Raw genomic sequence first — 24,203 nt, forward strand, 5'->3', positions numbered from 1 at the left:
TCATCTGTTGATGAATGCCCTCTTATCGAAGGGACACGCCCATGGCAACCAGCAAACCGCGTCTTGACCGCCGCATCGTTCGCAGCCGCAATGCCATCCTTTCCGCTTTCGAGCGCCTGCTCATGGAAAAGCCGTTGGCAGACATTACGGTGAGTGCCATCGCGCGCGAGGCCAATGTCGACCGCAAGACCTTTTACGTTCACTTTGGTACGGTTGACGGCCTGCTCGATGCCATTGCCGTCGATGTTGTGGAGATGATTGTCGACTCGGTCGAGAAAACGCTTGCTTCCATGGACGGCGACACCAACGAGCGCGCCCTTGGCGCGGCGGCGACCTTCTTTAAAACCGTTAACGAGGCGCTGTGCAACAACCTCGTGCTCAATCGTCAGTTGATCGAGAACATTTCGCTCGATGATTTTATGGCTCGTCTTCGTGCACCGCTCGAGCACGAGATTGCCGAGCGCGATCTGCTGCCCCAAGGTCTCAAGGACGAGATGTTCGACTACTATCTGGCGTTTTTGCTGTCAGGTATTATCGGTATCTATCGCACGTGGGCGCTGTCTGACGGCTCGGTTCCTATTGAGCGCGTCTCTGAGGTCGCCAACGACCTGACTCTCAACGGCCTGTCGAGTCTGGAATCTCGCTTCGAATAGCATCGATAATTCAACAACTTAAAGAAGTTGCGGTGGAATAGGGATTGTTTTGGTTATTGGAAGGCCGATCTAGTCCCTATTTCACCGCAACTTAGTAAAACTGTTTTGATGGTAAGGCGGAGCAGCCTCGAAGATGAGCCTCGAGACTGCTCCGCTTCATTTCTGAGCGTTTGCCGTGTAGAACAGCATTAATCGCCGTTTTTGAGCGTGCGGCCCTGCTTTTCGAACTTGTGCATGTCGCTATCGGCCATGCCCTGCGACTTGTCCTCGTGACGCTTGGCGTATAACGGATCTTCGGAGTCGTTCCAGATGCGGTCGGCGACAGGTGACCATGCCTCGGCGGCAGCCTGGGTCTTTTCGCGCAGTTGCTCGGGTGACTCCTTCTCGATTAGGTCGGTGCTCATTGCGCCACTCTCGGCGATCAGTTTGGGCAGCACGTCGGGATTCTCGAGCATGGGGCATGGCTTGAGGTAGTTGTCGTTGAACGGCATGTTCTCGTAGTACTTCATAAAGAGGGGAGAGCGCAGCGCGTCGAGTAAGCTCACATCGTGGATGTTGGCGTTTGAGTAGTGGATGAACACGCACGGCTCCACGTCTCCGGCGGCGTTGATGTGCAGGTAGCGGCGGCCGCCGGCGATACATCCGCCTACAAACTCGCCGTCGTTTTGGAAGTCGAGCGTAAACAGCGGCTTCTTCTCACGCATTTCGCGGATAAAGTGATACATGTGCTCGCGCTGCTCGGGCGTGGGCATGAGCTCGGAGGTTGCATTGCGGCCAACCGGCATAAAGTGGAAGTACCAGCAGAAGAGTGCTCCCTCGCCGATCATCCAGTCCATGTTCTCCTCGGTAGCAACCGTATCGGCATTGGCGCTGGTCCAACAGGTGGAGATACCAAATGGCAAGTCGCGCTCGCGCAGGAGTTTCATTGCGTGCTCGATCTTTGCGTAGGTACCCTTGCCGCGACGGGCGTCGGTGGTGTGCTCATTGCCCTCGGCGCTGATGGCGGGGACAAAATTACCTACGCGAATCATATCGTCGCAGAAGGCCTCGTCGATCAGCGTGGAGTTGGTAAAGCAGAGAAACACGCAGTCCTGATGTTTTTCGCAAATTCTGATCAGGTCGTGCTTGCGGACGAGCGGCTCGCCGCCGGTATAGATGTAGATATGCGTACCGAGCTCTTTGCCCTGCGTAACGATAGAGTCGATGTCTTCGAACGAGAGATTCTGCTTGTAGCCGTACTCAGCGGCCCAGCAGCCCGTGCAATGCAGGTTGCAGGCGCTCGTGGGATCGAGCAGGATGGCCCACGGAACGTTGCACTGGTACTTTTCGCGGTTCTTTTCCTGCTCTGGCCAAGCAAGCAGGTTGGCGTCGACAATGAGGGTCTTAAGCAGCTTGGTTCGCATCTGGGGATTAAGGCTGAACACACGCATGATCAGATCATACCAATTGCCGCGGCTCTTGATGACATTGGTGAATGCCTCTCGCTGTACAGGAAATACGCGATTGGGGACCAGCTTGTTCACGAGGTCCATGATTTTGTCGATGTTTTCTTGCGGGTTGTCGTCGAGATAATCGATGAGCTTGTTAAGCGCTGCACGCTCTGCTGACTGTGTAAGCGACATGGGTATATCCTTTCACGTGTGCTTAATGTGTGATAATACCCACTTGTAGATTAAACGAAGTCTAAAGATTTGTAATGTGTCTATTCAACGAATCAATTTAATTTGGGGTGAAGCGTTATACGCCGACACCTTCTAAGTTGCGGTGAAATAGTGTCAGATGGGGATGCGGACGATTTCTTGGGCCGCGCCTAGGCGTATCCATTGGAATCCTCCGATGCGCCTTCGCACGCTCGCATGACCTCGATACCATGCGAGCGTGCGAACTCGACGAGCTCTGCGTTGCGGGCGTTTATGGTGCCGAAGGCGGCGGGGCACACGATAAGGCGTGCGCAGTGGACGAGGAGCTCTTTGGCGCGGGCTATGGTTTTATCCCCGATTGGCTCGAAGGCGCGCTCGGCCACGCATTCCGTCGCTAGGTCGCGCGCGAGCTCGCAGTCGATGTCCCCTTCGTGCAGAACGCCCGCGTAGAACGCCTTGCCCTGCCGGATGAGCTGGCGAAACACAGCCGACCCCGTACCTGCGCCGGCGATGACGAACGTGTGCGCATCGCCGTGTGGGCGCCCAATTTCCACGCTGCCGAAGCTCTCGTTGAAGGTGCCATGTTGAAGGCCGTAGAGCTCGCCAATCGTCTCGCGCGTGAATATGTCCTCGGGTGCGCCGGCGCGGAAGACCCGGCCGTCCTTCACGCAAATCACCTTGTCGGCGCTTTTCTGCGCGAGCTCGAGTTCGTGGATGGACATGATGACAGCCACATTCCGCGATTTCGAAAGGTGGCGAAGTATTCGCAGCAGGTCGATCTGGTAGCGGATATCGAGATACGACGTGGGCTCGTCGAGCACGAGCACACGCGGATCCTGCGCGATGGCTCGTGCGAGCATGACGCGCTGGCGTTGCCCGTCGCTTATCTGCATGAAGTCGCGCTCGGCGAGCTCTTCCACATGTGCGGTTTTCATGGCCTCGTCGACCCGACTATGGTCGTCGGGCGAGAGTGTGCCCATTCGCCCGGTGTAGGGATGCCTTCCCGCCTCTACGATATCGCGGCAGGTGAGGAGCTCGGTCCGGGGTCGATCTGTCAGCATAACGGCAAGGTTCCTTGCGAACTCCGCCGTCTTCCATCGGGAAATCTCCCGCCCGTCGAGCTCGACCGCGCCGGCAAGCGGTACCAGATGGCGTGTGATGGTTTTCAAGATGGTCGACTTGCCCGAGCCGTTCGGCCCGATGAGCGCCACGACGTCGCCCGCGCGAACCTCCAGCTCGACGCCTTCGACTACGACCTTCTTGTCGTAGCCCGCCGACAGGTCGCTTATGCGGAAAAGCGGCGCTCCGTCAGCCTGCGTTTTTACCGGGGTTTCGAGGTTCGACTCCCCTCCGAGCGTTTTGGGCCGCGGCACGAATTCCCCCATCTACCTCACCCGCTTCTTCAGCATGAGCGCGATAACCACCGGCGCACCGAAGATGGCGGTGACGGCGCTGATGGAAAGCTCGACGGGAGAGAACAGCGTGCGCGCGATCAAATCGCAACCCGCGCAGAAGATGGCGCCTCCCAAGAAGCACGCAGGAATCACGCGGATGGGCTTCGACGACTTCAGCGCCGACTTCACGAGATGCGGAACCGCGATGCCTACGAACGACACCGGACCAGCGAACGCGGTCACGCAGGCGGAGAGCATGCTCGCTAGAAGGACGAGCACCACGCGGAAGCGTGCGACGTTCACGCCGACGCTTTTCGCGTAGGCTTCTCCCAGCTGGAAGGCGGAAAGGGGCTTCGATATCGCGAATACGCATGCGCTCACGGTGATCACCACGACCGCGATGACCGCGATGTCGTCCCAGCTCGAACCCGAGAAGCTACCCAAAGACCAGTTGTGCAGGTTCACGATGGACTGGTCGTCGGCGAAGGCGATGAGAAAGTTCGTCGCCGCCGAGCAGATGTATCCCACCATGACGCCCGCCACGATGAGCATGGCCATGGAACTTATGCGCCGTGCGATGAGGAGCACGAAGCCGATGGTGATAAGCGATCCCAGAAACGCTGCGGCCACCATGGCCGGCGAGGACATGGCCTGGTTCGCGCCCAGAAGCACGATCATCGTAAGCGCGACGACGAACTTTGCGCCCGAGGAGACGCCCAAGATGAACGGGTCGGCGATGGGGTTGTTGAAAAACGTCTGCAGCAGGAACCCGGAGAGCGAAAGTGCCCCGCCGAGAAGCACGGCTGAAAGCACGCGCGGCAGGCGAATCTCCCAGATGACTTGGCTTTCCATGGAATTGGCCTCGCCGCCCGAAAGGATGCCGGGGATGTGGTCTGCGGGCACAAGCACACTCCCGATGCACAGGTTGGCCCCGACGAGCACGATGAGGGCAACAGCGAGCAGCGCCGTCACGACGCGACACCGCGCGGCACGCCCCGATTCGTCGTATGTCATGGAAAGCCGGCTTCTCATGACGCTAGCCAAGCTTCCTCAGATAATGGAAGTCGCTCGCGTCATCGCCGGTGAACGCCCCGTGCAGCTCGTCGATAATGTCGGCGGTAGAAGTCATCTGCTGGTACATGTCGGCGCATGTGACCCAGACGTTGCCGTTCTTCACGGCTTTGAACTGCGACAATAGCGCGCTTTTGCTTACGAAGTCGTTCAAGGTGGCAACCGATTCGTCGATGGTGCCGTTGTAGACGATGATGTCGGCATCCTTCGCCGTCTCGTAGAAGCGCTCCATTTCGAGCGTTACTGACGAACCTGACGTCGACGCCGTCTGCGCGTCATCGAGCGCGTAGTTGCCGCCTGCAAGCTCGATCATCTGCGCCACGTAGTCGCCCGCCCGCCGCGTGACGGCGGCCCCGTTCGAGTTAATGTAGAAATACGCCACGGTTTTACCTGACGACGCGAGCCCCGACGTTTGCTCGACGCGGGCCTTCTGCTCGTTGAACAGGTGTGCGGCCTCGTCTTCCTTGTCGAACAGGACGCCGAAAAGCTTAATCCACTCGACGCGCCCGAGTGCTTCGGGCTCGCTCGACGACTGTTCGGTGAGCACGACGAGCCCGAGCTTCTGCAGCTTTTCCTTCACATCGGGCGTGTGGTTGATCATGGTGTTCTCGATGGCGAGCGTGCAGCCCGAGGCCGATATTCGCTCGTAGTCGGGCGCGCTGTACTTGCCGCCGTAGGCGATCGCCCCACTTTCGAGCGCGCTTTTGAAGCCCGCGACCGAGCAATCGTCGGCCTTCGTGCCCGACATGAGGATGTTGTCGTTCGCATCGAGCGCGTCGACCAGGCACATCGTCGCCGACGACACGAGGTACACCTTGTTGGCGGGACGCCTTATTACCGCGATGTCGGAGCTCAACCCATCAGGTACCTTCGCATCTTGCGGTACCACGAGGAAGCGCTCCCCGTTCGAAATGCAAATAAGCCGCAGGCCGCCTTCGAACTCGTCGACAGTGAAGTGCTTGGCGTATTCTAGCTGAAGCGTCCCCGTCGGCTCCCAGCCGCAGCCCAAATCTGCGTTGTGGAAGTCGGCCGCGGCGCTTGAAGCCGTTCCCGCAGGGGAGCCGCCGCTTGCATCGTCGCCCGATTTCTCCTTCATGGTGGATGAGTCGAAGTGGATCGTGTAGTCGATGGTGTGCGGCGTCGACATGGCGACGGTCTCGGCCGACACGGCCATGTCCTCGTCGAGCGTGACGGGTATCTCGAACGTGGAGCTGCCGTCGTCGTTTACGGGCGCGTAGTCCACGCCGTTGACGGTCATCTTGTCGTAGTTCGAACTCGACCAGGTGATGGTCGCGGTGTAGGTGTCGCCATCCTTCACAATTGTGGTGGGTGAGGCGATGCTTGCGCGCCCTGACCCGCCGGAAAGCGAGACGCTCACAGTGTATTCCTGAGAGCCTGCCGTGCCACCGGTCGCGTTCGGGCTCGCACTGCACCCCGCGAAAGGAAGCGCGAGCAGGGCGACGAGAATGCAGGCGATCACGCGCACCGCGATGCTGCGACGCTTCCTGCTTTCCCCCTTGGGAAGAATCGACCGCATGGTGTTACTTCAGTGCGTCGGCGCGCAGATCGACGCCGGCGGATTTGAACACGAGCGTGCGGTCGTACCACCGCTCTTTTCTAATACTCCACGCGGCACAGGCGGTGTCCTCGTCGAGCGCTTCGACGGGCACGTCGTAGGTGTACTTGCCTTCCGCGTTTTCCGCATAGGGGATGAAGTCGGCCTCGCTCGCGGCGGCAGCCTCGTCGCCCGTGCCCATGAAGAGCTTGCCGTAGCCCGTGCCGGAAAGTGTCATCACGCAGTGCATGGAGCCGTTTTCCACGATGAGCTGGGCGTCCACAATCCTGAACATGCTCGAGCTGGAATCTACGGTGATCGGATAGGTGCCGTCGGCCACCTTGTCGGCGGTGATGGGGGCAGCGCTTGCGCCCTCGGGCGCATCGGCCACCTGTTCGGTCTTTTCCTGGGAATCGGCATCGCTTGCCTTTGCGCTGTCGATTGAATTTCCGCCGCAGCCGGCGAGCGAGAACGCGAAAAGCGCCGCCGACAGGGCGAAGGCGAGGGTTTTCTTCAACATGGAGGGGTTCCTTTCAATCGCTTCGACCGCCCGCGCCGTGCGGTGGGCGGGCGGGATGCGAATGCAACGGGCATGCGCCGTCAGTCGGGGAAGGCGCATGCCCGTTGCACGGGGACGCGACCGGCGCCCCCGTGCGCGGCGAGTTTACAGCTTGGCGATGGCGTCGTCCACGTGCGAGACGTAGATGTCGTCGACCGCGACGTTCTGTCCCAGACCCTGGAGCAGGCACGTCACTTCGAAGCCGGCGGCCACGAACTTCGCAGCCCAGCTGTCGGGGTCGGTCTCGTCTGCCATGTCGTTGTTCGCGTGGTCGCCCGCGACCACCATGAACGGCGCGAGCACGGCCTTCTTGTAGCCTGCGGCGCTCGCGGCGGCGATAACATCCTCGCAGGTCGGTTCAGCCTCGACGGTGCCGACGAAGAACTGCGTCAAGCCCTCGTTCTTAAACACTTCCTGCATCTTGGCATAGTCGGCGTTGGAATCGGCTTCGGTGCCGTGGCCCATGAGGCACAGCGCCGTCTTGCCGTCGTCGAAGGACGCCATGTTCTCCTTTATGGCTGCGGCCACCTTCTTGTAGTCGTCGTCGGAGGTGAGCAGCGGGTCGCCGAGCGAGATTTTGTCGAACTTGTCGGCGTACTTGTCGAGCTCGTCTTTCACGTCGGTGTATTCCAGGCCACCCATGAGATGCGTCGGCTGCACGACGATTTCCTTCACGCCGTCTTCCACGCAGCGGTCGAGCGCCTCGGTCATGTTGTCGATCGTGATGCCGTCGCGCTTCTTCAGCTTGTCGATGATGATCTGCGCGGTGAAGGCGCGGCGGATGTCGTAGTCCTGCCAGTACTTCTCGCGGATAGCGTCTTCGATGGCGCCGATGGTGATGTGGCGCGAGTCGTTGTAGCTCGTGCCGAAGCTCGTGACGAGGATGACCGGCTTCACGGCCTTCTCCTTTTCACTCGATTTCTCGGAACTCGCGGAGGTGTTGGAGCAGCCCGCGAGCGCGACTCCGGCGAGCGCGACGGCTCCGGTTGCTGCGGCGCCCATGAAGCCGCGGCGTGACATCTGGTCGGACATGGTTTTTCCTTTCCTCGGTTTGCCGGTCCACCGGCGACAGTTGCTTGTCGGCACAAGCGAAAGAAAAGCGCACCCCTCGGGGTTCACAAGGAGCTAACGCCACGGCGATGCCGTGAGGAAAAGGCGAAGCAGTCTGGCTTGGGGCGCGAGGCGGTTCGCCCGTGCGTCCTATACAGTAATGTCCCTTGCCCAGGATTCCCACCTGGTTCCCTCCGCAAGCCAGCGCGGGCTGTGCGGGCGCCGCGCCGGTCATTTCCTTTTATCCGATTGTCATATGCTCGTTGCCGAATCTTTTACTATGATAGTGGGCACTTGTGAACGTGTCAAAGCCAGGGCGGGCGGCATTGCGCCTCCTGCCTGCGTATTTGCGCCGATTGCCGCCGCAGGCGCCGTGTTTTGCCCGCTGCGCGAATGGCGGCGTAAACGGTTGCGATGAGAAACGGGAAGGGAAGGCTCGGATGATTCATATCGTTGGCGCAGGCTCGGGCGCCGCCGACCTTATCACGCTGCGCGGGGCGCGCCTTCTGCGCGCGGCCGACGTGGTCGTTTGGGCGGGAAGCCTTGTGAACCCCGAGCTGCTCGCTGAGTGCAAGGAATCCTGCATCGTCTACGACAGCGCGCACATGACCTTGGAGGAAGTGCTCGACGTGATGTGCGCGGCAGATGCGCGGGGCGAGGAAGTGGTGCGCCTGCACACGGGCGACCCGTGCCTGTACGGCGCCATCCAGGAGCAGATGGACGCGCTCGACGCGCGCGGCGTGGACTACGAGGTGGTGCCCGGCGTGTCGAGCTTTTGCGGTGCCGCGGCGGCGCTTCGCCAGGAATACACGCTGCCGGGAATCAGCCAGTCGGTCGTGATCACGCGGCTTTCCGGACGTACCCCCATGCCCGCGGGCGAGGGCATGCGCACCATGGCGGAAAGCGGCTCGACTATGGTCATCTTCCTGAGCTCGGGTATGCTCGCCGAGCTTTCCGCCGAGCTTTTGGCCGCGGGCCGCAGCTCCGACGAGCCGGCGGCGCTCGTGTACAAGGCGACCTGGCCTGAGGAGCGCGTGGTGCGCTGCACAGTGGGCACGCTCGCCGATGCGGGCGCGCGAGAGGGCATCGACCGCACGGCGCTCGTGGTGGTGGGCCGCGTACTCGGAGCTCGCGGCGGGCTTGCGCACGACGGCGTGCAAGCGGAGTCGTACGAGCGCAGCAAGCTTTACGACCCTTCGTTTGCCACGGGGTATCGGAAGGCGAGCAGCTAGCGTGGCCTTCGAGCACTACATATATACCGGGACGACCCGCCTGCGCTGCGGCTACACGACGGGGAGCTGTGCCGCGCTCGCGGCGAAGGCCGCCTGCGAGATGCTCTTGTCACGAAAGCCCGCCGGCCGCGTGTCGATCGTCACGCCCGGCGGGCTGCCCGTCGAGACGGACGTGGTCGACGCATTTATCGGCGAGGGGTGCGCCCAGTGTGCCGTGCGAAAGGACGCAGGCGACGATGCCGATGTGACCGACGGCGTGCTCGTGTACGCGCGCGTGGAACATGCGGGGTCGGGCACCGGCGCTGCGGGCAGCAAGGACGTGCCCACGCGCGAATCGGAAGTTTCCGTCGATGGCGGCGTGGGCGTGGGGCGCGTGACGTTGCCCGGGCTCGAGCAGCCGGTGGGGTCGGCCGCCATCAACGCGACGCCGCGCGCGATGATCACTTCGGCGGTGCGCGAGGTGTGCGCCGCGCACGGCTTTTCTGGAAATATTGCTGTGACGATTTCGGTACCCGAGGGCGTTTCCCTTGCCGAAAAGACCTTCAATCCGCACCTGGGGATAGAGGGCGGCATCTCCATCCTGGGCACGACGGGCATCGTCGAGCCGCGCAGCCTCGCTGCCTTGCGCGACAGCATCGAGCTCGAGATCCGGCAGCATGCGGCTATGGGGCGGCGCGGAGTTGTGCTCACGCCCGGCAACTACGGCGGGCAGTTCATCTCGGGGCATTTCCACCTAAACGGTGCGCCGGTGGTCTTCATCTCCAACTTTGTGGGCGATGCGATTGATTGCTGCGTTCGCGAGGGATTCACCAATGTCCTTCTTGTGGGACACATCGGCAAGCTGGTGAAGGTCGCGGGCGGCATCATGGACACCCATTCGCGTACCGCCGACTGCCGCGCGGAGATTCTGGCCGCCCACGCGGCCTTGGCCGGCGCGGGCGCGAAGACTGTGCGCGAGATCATGTCGTCGGTCACGACCACGGCGGCGCTCGAGGTAATCGAGGCCGCCGGCGTGGGGGACGCTGCACGCGCCTCGCTCGCTGCGGCAATCGAGGACAGGTTGCGCCGTCGCGCGGCGGGCGCATGCGACATCGCCGCGGTCGTGTTCGACGCCGAGCGCCGCGAGCTTTTCCGCACGTCGGGCGCCGATGCAGTTATCGGGGAATTGGGGGCGACGTATGAGTAAAGGCGTTCTGTACGGGGTGCGTCGCGCAATCGGCTGGTCGGGGACGAAGGTGGTCATGAAGGCGCGCCGCTCGCTTGCGGACACGAAGCGCATCCTTTGCGAGGAGGGCGCCTTCGACGGCGCCGAGCTCGTAGAGGATTGTGGGCTTCCGGGTGAGCGCGTGTACCGCTCGCTCGACGATGTGCCCGATCGGGGCAGCTACTTCTCGACGATGGTGGTGCGCTAGATGAGGGTTTCCTGCATAGCGTTCACCGAGAGGGGATATGCGTTTGCGGAGCGCGCCGCACGCGCGCTTTCCGATTGCGCGCAGACAGGTGAAGATGACCCTGGCTGGGACGTTTCCGTTTCGCGCGGGTTCGGCGAGGGGAAGGCAGACCTGCGCGCATGGACGGCGCTCGCGTGGGAAGCGTCGGACGCGCTTCTGTTCGTGGGCGCGGCGGGCATCGCCGTGCGGGCGATCGCGCCGCATGTCGCCTCGAAGACAAACGATCCCGCGGTTGTGGCGATCGATGAGGCGGGGCGCTTTGCTGTCCCGCTTTTGTCGGGGCATTTGGGCGGTGCGAACGAGCTTGCGCAAACTGTGGCACGCGCGGCAGGAGCCATCCCCGTCATCACCACGGCGACCGACGTCCGCGGCGTGTGGGCGGTGGATACGTGGGCGCGCTGTGCGGGGCTCGCCGTTTCGAATCCCGAGGCCATCAAGCGAGTGTCGGCGCGGCTGCTTTCGGGCGGGCGCGTGGCGCTCTATTCCGACATGCCGATTTCGGGACAGCCGCCTGAGGGGGTTGACATTGCGTCCGACCGCGCTCGGGCCGATATCGTCGTGTCGCCGTTTGCTGGCGCGAATGCAGGTGCGTCCGTTCGCGCGGCGGAGACAACGGGCAAGGTCGTGCCCGCCGGTGAGACGGGGAAGCCGGCGGGCGTGCGGGCGCAGGCGCCTGCGCCCGAGCCGCTTCGCCTTGTCGTGCCCTGCATCGTTGCGGGCATTGGGTGCCGTCGCGGTGCGTGCGCCGAAGCGATCGAGGAGGCGTTTCTTCTCGCGTGCGGGCAGGCGGGTATCTCGCCTTCGGCCGTGCGCGAGGCGGCGACGATCGACGTGAAGGCGCACGAGGAGGGTCTGCTCGCCTTCTGCCGCGCGCGCAATATCCCGCTCGCGACGTATTCCGCAGAGGAGTTGTCGCAGGTCGAAGGCAGCGTTTCGCCATCTGATTTCGTGCGCGCGACGGTGGGGGTCGACAACGTGTGCGAGCGCGCGGCGCTCGCGGACGGGGGCAAACTTATCTTCCCGAAGCTCGCTCACGGCGGCGTGACCGTCGCGTTTTCCAAGGTAACTATCGAACTTTCGTTTAAGGAGCGGTGATGGGAAAGCTCTTCGTGGTGGGGATCGGCCCGGGCGGCCCCGACGGCATGACGATTGCGGCTCGGCGCGCGCTCGAGACGGCCGACATCGTTGTGGGGTACACGAAATACGTGGAGCTCGCGCTCGCCGCCGTGCCCGACGCGGCGCATCTCGCGACGCCGATGATGCACGAGGTCGAACGGTGCCGCCTGGCGCTTTCGCGCGCGCAGAGCGGAGAAGCCGTGGCGCTCGTGTGCAGCGGTGACGCGGGCGTGTATGGCATGGCGAGCCCCGTGCTGGAGCTTGCGGAGGACTACCCCGATGTAGACGTGGAAGTTATCGCCGGGGCCACCGCGGCTCAGAGCGGGTCGGCGGTGCTCGGCGCCCCGCTTGCCCACGACTTCGCGGTCGTGTCGCTCTCCGACCTTCTCACGCCGTGGGAGGTCATCGAGCGCAGGCTCGCCGCCGTGGCGAGCGCCGACTTCTGCATCTGTTTGTACAACCCGCGCAGCAGAAAGCGCGCCGACAGGCTCTCGCGCGCGGCAAAGATTATGCTCGAATGGAAGGCCCCCGACACGCTCTGCGGCTGGGTACGCAACATCGGGCGCGAGGGGCAGCAGTCGGGCATGTGCAGGCTCTCCGAGCTGGGGGAGTTCGACGCCGACATGTTCACCACCGTGTTCGTCGGCAACGCGGACACGAAGCGCGTGGGCGGCCGTATGGTCACGCCGCGCGGGTATCGGGAGATTCCATGCGAAAGGTAACGATCATCGGGGCGGGCCCCGGAAACCCCGACTTGCTCTCGCGCGCGGCGCTCGACGCGATCGACATCGCCGACGTGGTCATCGGCGCTCATCGCGCGCTTGCCGGCATCGACGTGCCGCCCGACGTGGTGAGATGCGAGCTCGTGAAGACGGCGGACATCGTTGCCGAGCTCACCGATGCGGCGTCGTGGCAGCGCGCCGTGGTCGTGATGACGGGCGATGTGGGGCTGTTCAGCGGCGCACGCCGCCTGGTGGAGGCGCTCTCCGGCGACGCGCAGGTGGACGTGCGCGTCATTCCCGGCATAAGCTCAGCGTCGTATCTCGCCGCGCGCCTCGCGCGTCCATGGCAGGATTGGCGCTTCGCGAGCGCTCACGGCGTGGCGTGCGACATCGCGGCCGAGGCCGAGCGCGCAGGTGAGCTCTTCCTCGTCACGTCGGGCGGGGAAGACCCCTCGCGGCTTTCGGGCGTGCTTGTGCAGGCGGGCTTCGGGGACGCGCGCGTGACGGTGGCCGAGCGCCTGTCGTACCCCGACGAGCGCATCACCTGCGCGACCGCAAGTGAAATTGCAGGTCAGACGTTCGACGACTTGAACGTGATGCTTATCGAGTTCGCAGGCGGCGCCGCGAGCTCCCGCTGGCCGTACGCTTCCTCGGGCATTCCCGACGAGCTCTTCATCCGCGGCGACGTTCCCATGACCAAGCAGGAGGTGCGCGCCGTCGCGCTCGCGAAGCTGCGCCTTACCGCAACCGACACCGTGTGGGACGTCGGCGCCGGCACGGGGAGCGTGTCGATCGAGGCGGCGCTCGTGGCGCGAGCGGGGTCGGTATGGGCGGTCGAGCGCAACGCGACCGGCGTTCGGCTCATCCGAGAGAACGCGGATGCATTCGGGTGCGGTAACGTGCATGCGGTCCCCGGTGTCGCACCCGAAGCGCTTGCGAAACTGCCCGTCCCCGACGCCGTGTTCGTCGGCGGGAGCGCGGGCGAGCTTCCCTCCATCGTGGAGGCGGCGCTCGAGAAGAACTCGCAGGTTCGCCTGTGCGTGCCATGCGTCACCGTTGAGACGCTCACCGAGGCGTGCACGCTCCTCTCGGGTTCGCGCTTTAAGGGGTTCGAGGCGTGCCAGGTGTCGGCCGCCCGCGCCGAGGCTGTAGGCTCGCACCATCTTATGAAGGCGCAAAACCCCGTGTTCCTCGTCAGTGCGCGTGGTGCAGGTGGGGAAGGCGGCGTCCGGTGAGCACGACCATCCCGCGCTTCATGGTCGCTGCGCCCTCGAGCGGGAGCGGCAAGACGGTCGTTACGTGCGCGCTCCTGCGCGCGCTCGCGCACCGCGGCCTCGCATGCGCGGCCTTCAAATGCGGCCCCGACTACATTGACCCGCTCTTTCATCGCCGCGTCGTGGGTGCGCGCTCGGGCAACTTAGACGGCTTCTTCACCGACGCCCCGACGCTGCGCGCCCTGCTCGCACGCGGCGCTGCGGGCGCGGATGTCGCGGTGCTCGAGGGGGTCATGGGCTTCTACGACGGCATGGCGCCCGGCGTGGCCGATGCGAGCAGCTACCAGGTTGCGCGAGACACGGAAACGCCGGTCGTTTTAGTGGTGAACGGGCGCGGGGCGTCTTTATCGCTCGCCGCCGTAATCCGCGGCATCGCCGAGTTCCTGCCTTGTGCGAACGTGCGCGGCGTCGTGCTGAACAAGACGAGCGCCGCTGCCTGCGCCTACGCGAAGCCTGCGATCGAGAAGCACACGGGCGTCGCGGTTTTGGGTAATATCCCCGCCGACGAGGCGTTCTCGCTCGAAAGCCGGCATCTGGGGCTTGTGACCGCCGACGAAGTCAAGCAGCTCTCCGCGCGCATCGACAAGATGGCCGAGCTGGTGGAAAAGAGCGTCGACGTCGACCGCTTGCTCGAAATAGCGGCGACGGCACCCGATATCCGCGAGGATCCTTACCGGTTGGAGCCGATCGCGGGAGCGCGGCCCATCATCGCCGTCGCGCGTGACGAGGCATTCTCGTTCTACTACGAGGAAAACCTGCGCGCGCTCGAGGACCTGGGTTGCGAGCTGGCCTTTTTCAGCCCCCTGTGTGATAGCGAGTTGCCCCTGGGGACAAGCGCCCTCTATCTGGGGGGCGGCTACCCGGAGCTCCATGTACGGCAGCTCTCCGAGAACGCACCGATGCGCGAGGCGGTGCGGCGCGCGGTGGAATCCGGCATGCCGACGGTCGCCGAATGCGGTGGGTTTCTGTATCTGCAGCGCGAAATCGCCGATAGCGAGGGGCGGCGCTGGCCTGTTGCGGGCGCTCTTGAGGGCGCAAGCGAGAACGGGGGAAGGCTGTCCCATTTCGGGTACGTGGAGCTCACTTCCCAACGCGACGGGCTCTACGGGCCGCGCGGCACACGCATCCGCGCGCACGAGTTCCACTACTGGCAGTCCACCTGCCCGGGCGGCGACTTCTGGGCGCAGAAGCCCCGGCGCGACAAGGGCTGGCCGTGCATGACGACCACCCCGTCCCTGGTTGAGGGCTTCCCGCATGTGTACTATCCTGCGAACCCCGACGTTGCACGCGCGTTCGCGTCTGCCGCAGCGTCGTTTGCAGAGAGGAGACGGCATGGCTGAAGCAACCGAAACCGCGCTTGCCTGCATCCGCGAGGAAGTCGAGCGCGCGTTCTCGTCGGCGCCGGGCGCCGTGCTCGAAGCCGCTCTCTCCCGGATCGCGCCCGCAGACGAGTGCGCCCGCGCCGCCGCGTACGCCGCGTGGGACTCCATCGCGCACCCCTTGGGGGGATTGGGCGACTTTGAAGACGCCGTCGCGTGTATCGCCGCAGCTCAGGGGAGCGCCGAGGTTGCCGAGTTTCCCCGTGCGCTCGCGGTATTCTTCTCCGACAACGGGGTCGTTGCCGAAGGCGTGTCGCAAAGCGGGCAAGACGTGACGCGAGCCGTCGCGCGCAACATGTGCGAGGGGGCCACGAGCGCCTGTCGCATGGCGGCGTTCGCGGGTGCCGAGGTCGTGCCCGTCGACGTGGGTATGGCCCGGGGCATAGAAGACGCGCGCATGGTGCGCGCGAACGTACGGCGGGGGAGCGGCAACATCGCGCGCGGCTCCGCTATGTCTCGCGATGAGGCCGTGCGCGCGATCGATGTCGGAATCGCCGTCGCGTGCGGGCTTGTCCGCGCCGGCGTGCGCCTTCTCGCCGCGGGCGAGATGGGCATCGGCAACACGACCACCTCGGCGGCGGTGGCCGCAGTGCTCATCCGGGCGGACGCGCGGAGCCTCGTCGGGCGCGGCGCGGGGCTCTCGGACGCCTCGCTCGCGCGCAAGCGCGACGTGGTCGAGCGCGCTATCGACGCGAACTCGCCCGATCCTGCCGACCCGATCGACGTGCTCTCGAAGGTGGGCGGCTTCGACATCGCGGCGATGTGCGGCTTCTACCTGGGGGCCGCGGCCTCGAAGGCGCCGGCGCTCCTCGACGGGGTCATATCCTGCACGGCGGCCCTGTGCGCGGCGCGCCTGTGCCCCAACGCCTTGGGCTACCTCGTGGGCACCCACGCATCAAGCGAACCCGCAAGCCAGGAGCTCCTTCGCGAGCTCGGCATAAAGGCACCCCTCGACGCAGGCATGCACTTGGGCGAGGGCGCGGGCGCCATGGCGTATCTGCCCCTTCTTGATTCGGCGCTGCGCGTGTACCGGGATGGGAAGACGTTCACGGCGACTGGCATGGCTGCTTACGAGCATTTCGAGGCCGGGAAATGACGGTGACGTTCGTTATCGGCGCCGCCGCGAGCGGCAAGAGCGCCTATGCCGAGTCCCTGTGCCTCGGACACGACGGCCCCCGCGTGTACCTGGCAACGATGGAGCCCTTCGGGGAAGAGGGCACCCGCCGTATCGCGCGCCATCGGGCGATGCGCGAGGGCAAGTGTTTTTCCACCCTCGAGCGCACGCGTGACGTGGGCACTGCAGTGCCCGGGCTTCCGCGCGGCTGCACGCTTCTTTTGGAGGACGTGGGCAACCTGGTTGCGAACGAGCTTTTCGCGGAAGGCGGCTTGTCCCCACGTGACCCCGGCGCTGCGGCGCTCGAGGTGCTCGGAGGCATCGAACGGCTCGCTCAGGCCGCTGCGTATACGGTGGTGGTCTCCGTCGACGTGTTCGCCGATGGGATGCGCTACGATGAGGGGACCGAGGCATGGAGGCGCGCGCTCGCGCGCGTGAACGCGGGCGTGGCGGCGCTGGCCGACCGCGCAGTCGAAGTGGTATGCGGGATTCCCGTGTGGATGAAAGGCGAAGGACCTACAAGGTGAAGATAGCAGAGGCAATCTGCGCGGCGTTCGGAACGTTCTCGCGCATCCCCGTCCCGAAATCGGCCTGGACCGATTTCGGATCAACCCATGCGCTTGCCGCGTTTCCCCTGGTGGGCGTTGCGGAAGGCTTCCTCATGACGTCGTGGGGGCACGTGGCGAACCTGCTCGGCGTGCCCGCGACCATCGTCGCGGCCGTGCTCGTGGCGTTGCCTGTGGCGGTGACGGGAGGCATCCACCTAGACGGGCTCTGCGACACCTCCGATGCGCTTGCAAGTTGGGCCCCGCGCGAGCGAAAGCTCGAGATCATGCACGACCCGCGGGCGGGCGCCTTCGGGGTTATCGGTGTTGTCGTGTACCTTATTCTGCAGTTTTCCCTGTTCACCGCGCTGCCGCTTACGACGGGGGCGTTCCTCGCGCTTCTGTGCTCGCTCGTGTTCTCCCGCGCGCTTTCGGGGCTCGCCGTGGAATGCTGGCCTGCCGCGCGGGCGGACGGTATGGCCGCGGGGCTCTCGCCTTCGAAGAAGCGCGCGGCGATCGTCGTGCCGCTTTGCGCTTTCGCTGCGGCTTCGGCTGCAGGGATGGTCGCGTGCGCTCGGGCCGTCGGCGCCCTTATGGCGGTGGCGGGGCTTTTGGCGCTCGCGTGGTACCGCCATGTTGCCCTGTCCCGCTTCGGCGGGGTGACGGGGGATTTGGCCGGATGGTTTCTGCAATGGGCCGAGCTCGCGATGCTTGCCATGCTGGTGGCGGGGGGCATGCTCCTATGAGGCTCGTGGTAGGTGGCGTGCATTCGGGGAAGAGGACCTTCGTGCGCGAAAAGCTCGGGTTCGCGGCGGACGATTTCGTCGACGCGGCGCAGCTTGCGGAGGGCGGCGTGCCCGCGGCTTTTGCCGGTCGCGTCGCGTACCGTGCTGAGGAACTCGTACGCGCGCTCGACATTGATCTGGCGCTCGAGCGGCTGATCGGCTTCGACGCAGTGATTCTGTCCTTGGTCGGCTCTGGGGTCGTCCCTATGCATGCGGAAGACGCCCAATGGCGCGAGCGCGCGGGGCGCCTGGGATGCGCGCTCGCTGCGCGCGCCGACGTCGTCGTGCGCATGACGTGCGGGATTCCCCAGGTCATCAAAGGAAACCTTGCCGATGCGCCTCGAGGGACGCAGGGCGCGGGCGCGCCTTTGGAAGTCGTCTTCGTGCGCCATGGTGCCACGGCGGGCACGGAAGACCATCGCTACAGCGGGGCGGGCACCGACGAGCCCCTGTCGAGCGCGGGCGAGCGCGCTTTGCGCGATCTCGCGTGCGATCGTGACGTGTTCCGTGTTATCACAAGCGGCATGGCCCGCACCGACCAGACGGCGCGCATCCTCTTCCCGAACGCTGAGCTTATGGCGTGCCCCGGTCTGCGCGAGATGGATTTCGGCGACTTCGAGGGGCGAAGCGCCGCCGAGCTTAAAGAGGATGCGCGCTACCGCGCCTGGGTAGACTCCTGGTGCGAGGCGCGCTGCCCGCATGGCGAGGGCAAGAGCGATTTCACCCGCCGCGTCGTCGCGGCGTTTCGGGAGGCGTGCAAATCGGAACGCGCCCAGGGGAGTGGGCGCGCCGTCTTCGTCGTTCACGCGGGTACCGTGAAAGCGCTACTCTCCGAGCTAGCTGTCCCGAAAATGGGATACTTCGACGTTCATACCGAGCCGGGCGGCGCATGGGCCGCCACCTGGGATGGGCGCTGCCTTCGCGACGTTTGCCCCGCTTCGGGGGGCGATGCCCGGTGATGACGATTTTTGCCGTCGCCGCCGGGTTCGCGGCCGACCTTGCCTTCGGCGACCCGCGCTGGCTTCCCCATCCCGTTGTCGCCATGGGGCGCGCGATCACGTGGGCCGAAGGCCGCCTGCGGGGCGCATTCCCGCAAACGTCCGCGGGCACGCGTGCCGCAGGGCTTGTGCTCGCCGTGGCGCTTCCGCTTGCGTGTGGGCTTTTGACCTGGGGTATCCTACACCTTTGCGGAATGGTTCACTCCGGCTTGCGCTTCGTGGCCGAGGCATGGGCGAGCTATCAGATTCTCGCAGCATGCGAGCTGCGCCGCCAGAGCCTGGCCGTGGCCCGCGCGTTCTCGAAGGGCGGCCTTGTCGCGGCGCGTGAAGCTGTCGGGCTCATCGTGGGACGCGACACGTCTGTTCTCGACGAGCAGGGCGTCGCGCGCGCCGCCGTGGAAACGGTGGCGGAGAACGCGAGCGACGGCGTCATCGCGCCGCTTTTCTACCTTATGATCGGGGGTGCGCCCTTGGGCATGGCGTACAAGGCGGTGAACACGCTCGACAGCATGGTGGGCTACAAAAACGAGCGCTACATCGACTTCGGCTGCGCCTCGGCGCGCCTCGACGATGCGGTGAACTGGATTCCCTCGCGCTTATCGGCCCTGTTCATGATCGCCATGTGCCCGATCGTCGGGCTTGACGCGCGCGGGGCGGCGCGCATCTGGCGCCGCGACAGGCGTCGCCATGCGAGCCCGAACGCGGCGCAGACCGAGTCAGCGTGCGCGGGCGCGCTCGGGCTGCGCCTGGCAGGGCCCGCGGTGTATTTCGGCAAGCTCGTTGAGAAACCGACGATAGGCGACGCGTCCCGTGAAATCGAGTGGGGCGACATCGCCCGGGCGACGAGGCTCATGCTCGCCGCGTCCGTATGCGCGCTCGTCGTCTTCGGCGCCGCGCGCGCGGCGGTCGTGCTCGCCGTGGGGGCGATGGCATGAGGGAAGACCACGCCGCGTCCCGGGCTGCGGGGGGAATCCTGCGCGCCCGTGCGCATGGGGGCAGCTCGCAATCGCTCGGCATCGCTTGCGAAGGGGGCGCCTCCGACCTCATTGACTTCTCGGTGAACGTGAATCCGGCAGGCCCCTCGCCGCGCGCCGTCGCCGCAGCTTGCAAGGCGCTTTCTCGAATCGACGCCTACCCCGATAGGGAAAGCCTCGCCCTCGTTCGCGCCCTAGCGCGTGCCCAGGGCATTCCCGAAGATACTATCGTCTGCGGCGCGGGCGCGTCCGACATCATCTGGCGGCTCGCCGCGGCGATGCGCCCGAAACGCATCGTCGTGTGCGCGCCGACGTTCTCTGAATATGCGGAGGCGGCATCGTACTACGGCGCATGCGTGCAGGAGTTCCCGCTCTCCGAAGCGGACGACTTCGACGTGCCCGCCTCCTTCGCCCGCGCGATCGAGGGGCCGGGAGACGTGGCGTACCTCTGCAATCCGAACAACCCGACGGGGCGCCTCGTCGACCCCAGCGTGATCGATGCCGCGGCTTGCCGCTGCGAGCAGGTGGGCGCGCTGCTCGTCGTGGACGAGTGCTTCCTCGGATTTGCGCCCGACGCCCGCGAAAGGAGCGTGGCCGCATGCGCCGCGTGTTCGCGCCATGTGGCCGTGCTCTCCGCGTTCACCAAGCTCTACGGAATGGCGGGGTTGCGGTTGGGATATCTGATCAGCGGAAACGCCCAACTCATCGAGGGGATTCGCCGGGCGGGGCAGGCGTGGCCCGTCTCCTCGGTCGCCGAGGCCGCGGGCATCGCCGCCCTGGAAGACGTCGAATACGTCTCGCGCACGCGCGATGTATTGGCGGGCGAGCGAGCGTGGCTTTCCCACGAGCTCTCCTCGCTCGGGCTTTCCGTCGTGCCGTCGGATGCGAACTTCCTTTTAGTCCGCACGCCGGCGAAAGACATCCCCGAGCGCCTGTATAAACAGGGGGTTTTGGTCCGCACGTGCGACTCGTTTTCGGTACTGTCCCGTTTCTGGTGCCGCGTCGCGGTGCGCACGCGCAAGGAGAATGCCCGGCTTGCGATGGCCTTCAGCCGCGCGCTTCGGGTGGAAGGTGCATCGGGCGAAGCCGAACCCGACGAACGGGGCGGCGCTTCTTGCAGCGGCGCTATGGCGGGCGCGGATGGCCGAGGCTCAGCGAAGGAGGTCGATACCCGTGGGTAGGGCGAAGCCCATCATGATCCAGGGCACCATGTCGAACGCGGGGAAGAGCCTGCTTGCGGCGGGGCTGTGCCGTGTGCTTTCGCAGGACGGCCTGCGTGTGGCTCCCTTCAAGAGCCAGAACATGGCGCTCAACAGCGGTGTCACGGCCGACGGGCTCGAGATGGGGCGTGCCCAGATCATGCAGGCCGAGGCGTGCGGCATCGCGCCCGACGTGCGCATGAACCCCATCCTGCTCAAGCCCGAAAGCGACCACCGAAGCCAGCTCATCGTGGCCGGCAAGGCGCAGGGAGCCTTCGCTGCGAGGGACTACTTCGCGCGAAAGAAGGCGCTCATGCCGCAGATTTTGGAGGCGTTCGATTCGCTCGCGGAGGAAAACGACGTCATCGTCATCGAGGGCGCCGGCAGCCCCGCCGAAATCAACCTTTCCGAAAACGACATCGTCAACATGGGGCTCGCGCGCGCCGTGTCCTCCCCCGTGCTGCTCGTGGGCGACATCGACCCAGGCGGGGTGTTTGCCCAGCTCTACGGCACGGTCGCGCTCTTTGCGCCCGAGGATCGCGCGCTTTTGCGGGGGCTTGTGGTGAACAAGTTCCGCGGCGATGTGGAAATCCTGCGCCCGGGTTTGGCCCCGCTGGAGAAGATGTGCGGGGTTCCCGTCGTGGGGGTCGTGCCGTATCTTACGCTCGACCTGGACGACGAGGACTCGCTTGCGCCGCGCCTATCTGCCCGCGAGGCGCGCGGCGTCATCGACGTCGCCGTCGTGCGCCTTCCGCATCTGTCGAACTTCACCGACTTCGACCCGCTTTCGCGCGTGCCCGGCGTGGGCGTGCGCTACGTTTCCTCGACGACCGATCTGGGCCGACCCGACCTGGTGGTGCTTCCCGGCTCGAAGACCACGCTCGACGACGCGCGCTGGCTTGTGGCTAGCGGCATCGGAGCCTGTGTACGCGCTCTTTCGGGCGCGGGCACGCCGGTGCTCGGCATATGCGGAGGTTACCAGCTTTTGGGAGACGAGCTTTCCGACCCGCACGGCAGGGAAGGCGCTGGCACCGCGCGCGGGCTCGGGCTCATCCCTGCAAGTACGGTGTTCAAGGAGGAAAAGCGCCTCGCCCAGTCGGAGCTGCGCATTACGGGCGCCCAAGGCGCGTTCTCGGTGTGGAACGGCATGACGGCGCGCGGGTACGAGATTCACGACGGCGAAACGTCCGTCTCCTGCGCCCCTGCGGGCACGATTGGCGGCAAACCAGAAGGCGCGGCCTGCGGAAACGTGTTCGGAACCTATCTCCACGGCCTGTTCGACGAACCGGGGGTGGCACTCGCCCTCGCGCGCTCGCTTGCGCGCATGCGCGGCCTGCCCGAGAGCGTCGTGGGTGCTGAGGGCGCGGTGTCCGCGGCCGATCACCGTGCGCGCGAGTTCGACCGCCTGGCCGACTCCGTGCGCGGGGCGCTCGACATGGAGTATGTCTACCGCATTATCGAGGAGGGCGTATGATCCACGTGTATCATGGCGACGGCAAAGGCAAGACCACGGCGGCGATGGGGCTCGCCCTTCGCATGCTCGCCGCAGGCCGCCGCGTCGTCGTTGTGCAGTTCCTGAAAGACGGCGAAAGCGGGGAGGCGCGCCTGCTCTCCGAGCATTTCGGCGTGCCCGTGTTCGCGGGGAAGGCGTCGGACAAGTTTACCTGGTCCATGACGTCGGAAGAACTTGCCGCGACGCGCGAGTTGCACGATGGGAACCTCGCTTCTGCGCTCGCCGAGCTCGAGGGCGCGCAGGAGGGGCTGCTCGTGCTCGACGAGGCGCTCGACGCGCTTTCGAAGGGGCTTGTCGACGAGGCGCTCGTGGACCGCGCGCTCGATATGTCCGCGCGCGGCGTCGAAGTAGCGCTCACCGGGCGCGCGCCTTCCCGCAAGATCGTGGAGAAGGCCGACTACATAACCGAGATGCGGTGCGAGAAACACCCCTACGAGCAGGGGATATGTGCACGGGAAGGAGTGGAGTACTAGATGGATTCCAAGGAGATGGCGCCCGGCGACATCGAGCGGCGCAGCTTTGAAATCATCACCGAAGAGCTCGGCGGCCGCACGTTCCCGCCGCTCGAAGAGCCCGTCGTGAAGCGCGTCATCCACACCACTGCCGACTTCTCGTACGCCGATTCCCTCGTGTTCACCCATGACGCCGCGCACTGTGCGCTCGACGCACTGCGCGCAGGGGCCACGGTGCTCACCGACACGAACATGGCGCTCGCGGGCATAAGCAAGCCCGCGCTTGCGAAGCTCGGCTGCAAGGCCGTGTGCTACATGGCTGACCCTGATGTCGCCGCGGCTGCGCGCGCCGCGGGCACGACTCGCGCCGTTGCGAGCATGGACAAAGCTTGCGGCATCGAGGGTCCGCTCATCGTGGCCGTCGGTAACGCTCCCACAGCACTTCTGCGCCTCGCCGAGCTCATGGACGCGGGGAAGATCGCGCCCGCGCTCGTCGTTGGGGTGCCGGTCGGGTTTGTGAACGTGGTCGAGGCGAAAGAGGAGCTACTCGCGCGACGCGTGCCGGCCATCGTCGCGAGGGGTCGCAAGGGCGGATCGACCGTGGCGGCCGCTATTATGAACGCGCTTCTCTACCAGATCACGCGCCCAGGCGGCCCGAAGTGACGGCGCCCGCATCCGCACCGGCGCTGCGCATCTTCGCCGGCACCACCGAGGGCCGCCTTCTGTGCGAATGGGCGAGCGGGGCGGGCATCCCCGCCCATGCCTACGCGGCAACCGAGTACGGAGGCGAGCTTTTGGGCGAGCTTCCGGGCATCGAGGTACATGCGGGCAGGCTCAACGAGGCCGACATGGAGCGCGAGCTTTCCGGCGCGCGCATCGTCGTCGACGCCACGCACCCCTTCGCTACGCTCGCAAGCGGCAACATCCGAGCCGCTTCGCTCGCCGTGGGTGCACGATGCCTGCGCCTTGCGCGCCCGGTCGAGGCGCTGCCCAAAGGCGTCGTGTCGGTCGCGTCGATCGCCTGCGCGGCGCGCTTTCTCTCCGAGAACCCGGGTCGCGCGCTTCTCACGACGGGGAGCAAGGAGCTTGCTCCCTACACGCGCGTCGCCGATTTCGCGGAGCGCTTCTTCGTGCGTGTGCTCCCGCTGCCCGGTGCTATAACGAAGTGCATCGACGCGGGGTTTTCGCCGTCGCACGTCATCGGCATGCAGGGGCCCTTCACCCGCGAGCTCAACGAGGCGATGCTTCGGCAGGTGGGCGCCCAGTGGCTTGTGACCAAGGACTCGGGAACCGTAGGCGGCACGGCCGAGAAGATCGCCTCCGCGCGCGACGTGGGAGCGCGCTGTATTGTGGTCGCCCGTCCCGCCGAGGGAGGCGGGGCTCTTTCGCTTCGGGAAGTGGAAGACGCGCTCTTACGGGAGTTCGCACGCTAGGCGCTCGCCGCGCCTGCGCGCACTCCCGCCCGCGAGGAGGAGCGCCTCGAGCAAGCTCGAACCGTACAAGACCGTCATCCGCCAAAAGCTCGAG

At 65.4% G+C, this 24,203-nt stretch carries 24 protein-coding genes; 18 read left to right on the plus strand and 6 right to left on the minus strand.

The genetic code is table 11. From position 1 onward, the window contains the following. The first annotated feature begins 41 nt into the window (after positions 1 to 41). Positions 42 to 653 carry a TetR/AcrR family transcriptional regulator gene (locus tag KTF55_RS05935; RefSeq protein ID WP_217108445.1) on the plus strand — a complete coding sequence of 204 codons (612 nt, stop codon included), beginning with the start codon at positions 42 to 44 and terminating at the stop codon, positions 651 to 653. 188 nt (positions 654 to 841) lie between these two features. On the opposite strand, the gene KTF55_RS05940 is transcribed toward KTF55_RS05935, so the two are convergent. From KTF55_RS05940 to KTF55_RS05965, 6 genes are all read right to left on the minus strand, one after another. After that, the gene (locus KTF55_RS05940) at positions 842 to 2,275 is read right to left on the minus strand and encodes a radical SAM protein (protein ID WP_217108444.1); all 1,434 of its coding nucleotides are present in this window, start codon (positions 2,273 to 2,275) and stop codon (positions 842 to 844) included. A 188-nt stretch (positions 2,276 to 2,463) separates the two neighbouring features. After that, positions 2,464 to 3,666: an ABC transporter ATP-binding protein gene (locus tag KTF55_RS05945; protein ID WP_226790735.1), complete on the minus strand. Its 1,203-nt coding sequence runs from the start codon at positions 3,664 to 3,666 to the stop codon at positions 2,464 to 2,466. A gap of 12 nt (positions 3,667 to 3,678) precedes the next feature. After that, positions 3,679 to 4,701, minus strand: a complete 1,023-nt coding sequence (locus tag KTF55_RS05950) for an iron ABC transporter permease (RefSeq protein WP_217108442.1) — start codon at positions 4,699 to 4,701, stop codon at positions 3,679 to 3,681. 22 nt (positions 4,702 to 4,723) lie between these two features. After that, positions 4,724 to 6,295, minus strand: a complete 1,572-nt coding sequence (locus KTF55_RS05955) for an ABC transporter substrate-binding protein (RefSeq protein ID WP_217108441.1) — start codon at positions 6,293 to 6,295, stop codon at positions 4,724 to 4,726. A 4-nt stretch (positions 6,296 to 6,299) separates the two neighbouring features. Beyond that, positions 6,300 to 6,833: a hypothetical protein gene (locus tag KTF55_RS05960; RefSeq protein ID WP_217108440.1), complete on the minus strand. Its 534-nt coding sequence runs from the start codon at positions 6,831 to 6,833 to the stop codon at positions 6,300 to 6,302. Between the two features lie 144 nt (positions 6,834 to 6,977). After that, positions 6,978 to 7,904 carry a sirohydrochlorin cobaltochelatase gene (locus KTF55_RS05965; RefSeq protein WP_022094564.1) on the minus strand — a complete coding sequence of 309 codons (927 nt, stop codon included), beginning with the start codon at positions 7,902 to 7,904 and terminating at the stop codon, positions 6,978 to 6,980. 458 nt (positions 7,905 to 8,362) lie between these two features. On the opposite strand from KTF55_RS05965, the gene cobM reads away from it, so the two are divergent. The 17 genes from cobM to cobK are packed head-to-tail and all read left to right on the plus strand — an operon-like array spanning position 8,363 to position 24,109. After that, positions 8,363 to 9,154, plus strand: a complete 792-nt coding sequence (cobM, locus tag KTF55_RS05970; protein ID WP_217108439.1) for a precorrin-4 C(11)-methyltransferase — start codon at positions 8,363 to 8,365, stop codon at positions 9,152 to 9,154. Between the two features lies 1 nt (position 9,155). Next, entirely contained in the window at positions 9,156 to 10,340 is a 1,185-nt protein-coding gene (cbiD, locus tag KTF55_RS05975) for a cobalt-precorrin-5B (C(1))-methyltransferase CbiD (RefSeq protein WP_217108438.1), read from the plus strand. Continuing rightward, complete coding sequence (locus tag KTF55_RS05980) at positions 10,333 to 10,566, plus strand: hypothetical protein (protein WP_217108437.1); 234 nt, start codon at positions 10,333 to 10,335, stop codon at positions 10,564 to 10,566. The genes cbiD and KTF55_RS05980 overlap by 8 nt, the downstream gene beginning before the upstream one ends. After that, positions 10,567 to 11,700, plus strand: coding sequence for a cobalt-precorrin 5A hydrolase (locus KTF55_RS05985; protein WP_217108436.1), 1,134 nt, complete (start codon positions 10,567 to 10,569; stop codon positions 11,698 to 11,700). After that, a complete protein-coding gene (gene cobJ / locus KTF55_RS05990; RefSeq protein ID WP_217108435.1) occupies positions 11,700 to 12,443 on the plus strand; it encodes a precorrin-3B C(17)-methyltransferase in 744 nt (247 codons plus the stop codon). Before KTF55_RS05985 ends, cobJ begins: the two co-directional genes overlap by 1 nt. After that, on the plus strand, positions 12,431 to 13,678 hold the full coding sequence (gene cbiE, locus KTF55_RS05995) for a precorrin-6y C5,15-methyltransferase (decarboxylating) subunit CbiE (RefSeq protein ID WP_217108434.1): 1,248 nt from the start codon (positions 12,431 to 12,433) through the stop codon (positions 13,676 to 13,678). The genes cobJ and cbiE overlap by 13 nt, the downstream gene beginning before the upstream one ends. Then, positions 13,675 to 15,057, plus strand: a complete 1,383-nt coding sequence (locus KTF55_RS06000) for a cobyrinate a,c-diamide synthase (protein ID WP_226790734.1) — start codon at positions 13,675 to 13,677, stop codon at positions 15,055 to 15,057. Before cbiE ends, KTF55_RS06000 begins: the two co-directional genes overlap by 4 nt. Next, positions 15,050 to 16,192, plus strand: a complete 1,143-nt coding sequence (gene cobT / locus KTF55_RS06005; RefSeq protein ID WP_217108433.1) for a nicotinate-nucleotide--dimethylbenzimidazole phosphoribosyltransferase — start codon at positions 15,050 to 15,052, stop codon at positions 16,190 to 16,192. Before KTF55_RS06000 ends, cobT begins: the two co-directional genes overlap by 8 nt. A 2-nt stretch (positions 16,193 to 16,194) precedes the next feature. After that, complete coding sequence (locus KTF55_RS06010; protein WP_217108537.1) at positions 16,195 to 16,737, plus strand: bifunctional adenosylcobinamide kinase/adenosylcobinamide-phosphate guanylyltransferase; 543 nt, start codon at positions 16,195 to 16,197, stop codon at positions 16,735 to 16,737. Beyond that, positions 16,734 to 17,501 carry an adenosylcobinamide-GDP ribazoletransferase gene (gene cobS / locus KTF55_RS06015; protein WP_217108431.1) on the plus strand — a complete coding sequence of 256 codons (768 nt, stop codon included), beginning with the start codon at positions 16,734 to 16,736 and terminating at the stop codon, positions 17,499 to 17,501. Before KTF55_RS06010 ends, cobS begins: the two co-directional genes overlap by 4 nt. Before the next feature lie 41 nt (positions 17,502 to 17,542). Continuing rightward, complete coding sequence (locus tag KTF55_RS06020; RefSeq protein ID WP_371814744.1) at positions 17,543 to 18,499, plus strand: histidine phosphatase family protein; 957 nt, start codon at positions 17,543 to 17,545, stop codon at positions 18,497 to 18,499. After that, complete coding sequence (cbiB, locus tag KTF55_RS06025; RefSeq protein WP_217108429.1) at positions 18,499 to 19,473, plus strand: adenosylcobinamide-phosphate synthase CbiB; 975 nt, start codon at positions 18,499 to 18,501, stop codon at positions 19,471 to 19,473. Before KTF55_RS06020 ends, cbiB begins: the two co-directional genes overlap by 1 nt. Continuing rightward, entirely contained in the window at positions 19,470 to 20,693 is a 1,224-nt protein-coding gene (locus KTF55_RS06030) for a histidinol-phosphate transaminase (RefSeq protein ID WP_217108428.1), read from the plus strand. The genes cbiB and KTF55_RS06030 overlap by 4 nt, the downstream gene beginning before the upstream one ends. Continuing rightward, positions 20,686 to 22,185 carry a cobyric acid synthase gene (locus KTF55_RS06035; RefSeq protein WP_226790730.1) on the plus strand — a complete coding sequence of 500 codons (1,500 nt, stop codon included), beginning with the start codon at positions 20,686 to 20,688 and terminating at the stop codon, positions 22,183 to 22,185. The genes KTF55_RS06030 and KTF55_RS06035 overlap by 8 nt, the downstream gene beginning before the upstream one ends. Then, positions 22,182 to 22,697 (plus strand): cob(I)yrinic acid a,c-diamide adenosyltransferase, encoded by a 516-nt coding sequence (locus tag KTF55_RS06040; RefSeq protein ID WP_217108426.1) that lies wholly within the window; start codon positions 22,182 to 22,184, stop codon positions 22,695 to 22,697. Before KTF55_RS06035 ends, KTF55_RS06040 begins: the two co-directional genes overlap by 4 nt. Then, positions 22,698 to 23,339 carry a precorrin-8X methylmutase gene (locus KTF55_RS06045; RefSeq protein WP_015538672.1) on the plus strand — a complete coding sequence of 214 codons (642 nt, stop codon included), beginning with the start codon at positions 22,698 to 22,700 and terminating at the stop codon, positions 23,337 to 23,339. After that, positions 23,336 to 24,109, plus strand: a complete 774-nt coding sequence (cobK, locus tag KTF55_RS06050) for a precorrin-6A reductase (protein WP_217108425.1) — start codon at positions 23,336 to 23,338, stop codon at positions 24,107 to 24,109. Before KTF55_RS06045 ends, cobK begins: the two co-directional genes overlap by 4 nt. Positions 24,110 to 24,203: the final 94 nt, after the last annotated feature.

Origin of the sequence: Collinsella sp. MSK.8.10 (genome assembly GCF_019041915.1) — a bacterium.
In the GTDB taxonomy this organism is placed as follows: Bacteria; Actinomycetota; Coriobacteriia; order Coriobacteriales; family Coriobacteriaceae; genus Collinsella.

Coding starts and splice junctions, on each gene's coding strand:
- KTF55_RS05965 (WP_022094564.1), bottom strand. CDS start 7,904: ATGTCCGACCAGATGTCACGCCGCGGCTTCATGGGCGCCGCAGCAACC.
- KTF55_RS06040 (WP_217108426.1), top strand. CDS start 22,182: ATGATCCACGTGTATCATGGCGACGGCAAAGGCAAGACCACGGCGGCG.
- cobJ (WP_217108435.1), top strand. CDS start 11,700: ATGGGAAAGCTCTTCGTGGTGGGGATCGGCCCGGGCGGCCCCGACGGC.
- KTF55_RS05960 (WP_217108440.1), bottom strand. CDS start 6,833: ATGTTGAAGAAAACCCTCGCCTTCGCCCTGTCGGCGGCGCTTTTCGCG.
- KTF55_RS05980 (WP_217108437.1), top strand. CDS start 10,333: ATGAGTAAAGGCGTTCTGTACGGGGTGCGTCGCGCAATCGGCTGGTCG.
- KTF55_RS05935 (WP_217108445.1), top strand. CDS start 42: ATGGCAACCAGCAAACCGCGTCTTGACCGCCGCATCGTTCGCAGCCGC.
- KTF55_RS05950 (WP_217108442.1), bottom strand. CDS start 4,701: ATGACATACGACGAATCGGGGCGTGCCGCGCGGTGTCGCGTCGTGACG.
- cbiB (WP_217108429.1), top strand. CDS start 18,499: ATGACGATTTTTGCCGTCGCCGCCGGGTTCGCGGCCGACCTTGCCTTC.
- KTF55_RS05985 (WP_217108436.1), top strand. CDS start 10,567: ATGAGGGTTTCCTGCATAGCGTTCACCGAGAGGGGATATGCGTTTGCG.
- KTF55_RS05955 (WP_217108441.1), bottom strand. CDS start 6,295: ATGCGGTCGATTCTTCCCAAGGGGGAAAGCAGGAAGCGTCGCAGCATC.
- cobT (WP_217108433.1), top strand. CDS start 15,050: ATGGCTGAAGCAACCGAAACCGCGCTTGCCTGCATCCGCGAGGAAGTC.
- cbiE (WP_217108434.1), top strand. CDS start 12,431: ATGCGAAAGGTAACGATCATCGGGGCGGGCCCCGGAAACCCCGACTTG.
- cobM (WP_217108439.1), top strand. CDS start 8,363: ATGATTCATATCGTTGGCGCAGGCTCGGGCGCCGCCGACCTTATCACG.
- KTF55_RS06030 (WP_217108428.1), top strand. CDS start 19,470: ATGAGGGAAGACCACGCCGCGTCCCGGGCTGCGGGGGGAATCCTGCGC.
- KTF55_RS06045 (WP_015538672.1), top strand. CDS start 22,698: ATGGATTCCAAGGAGATGGCGCCCGGCGACATCGAGCGGCGCAGCTTT.
- KTF55_RS05940 (WP_217108444.1), bottom strand. CDS start 2,275: ATGTCGCTTACACAGTCAGCAGAGCGTGCAGCGCTTAACAAGCTCATC.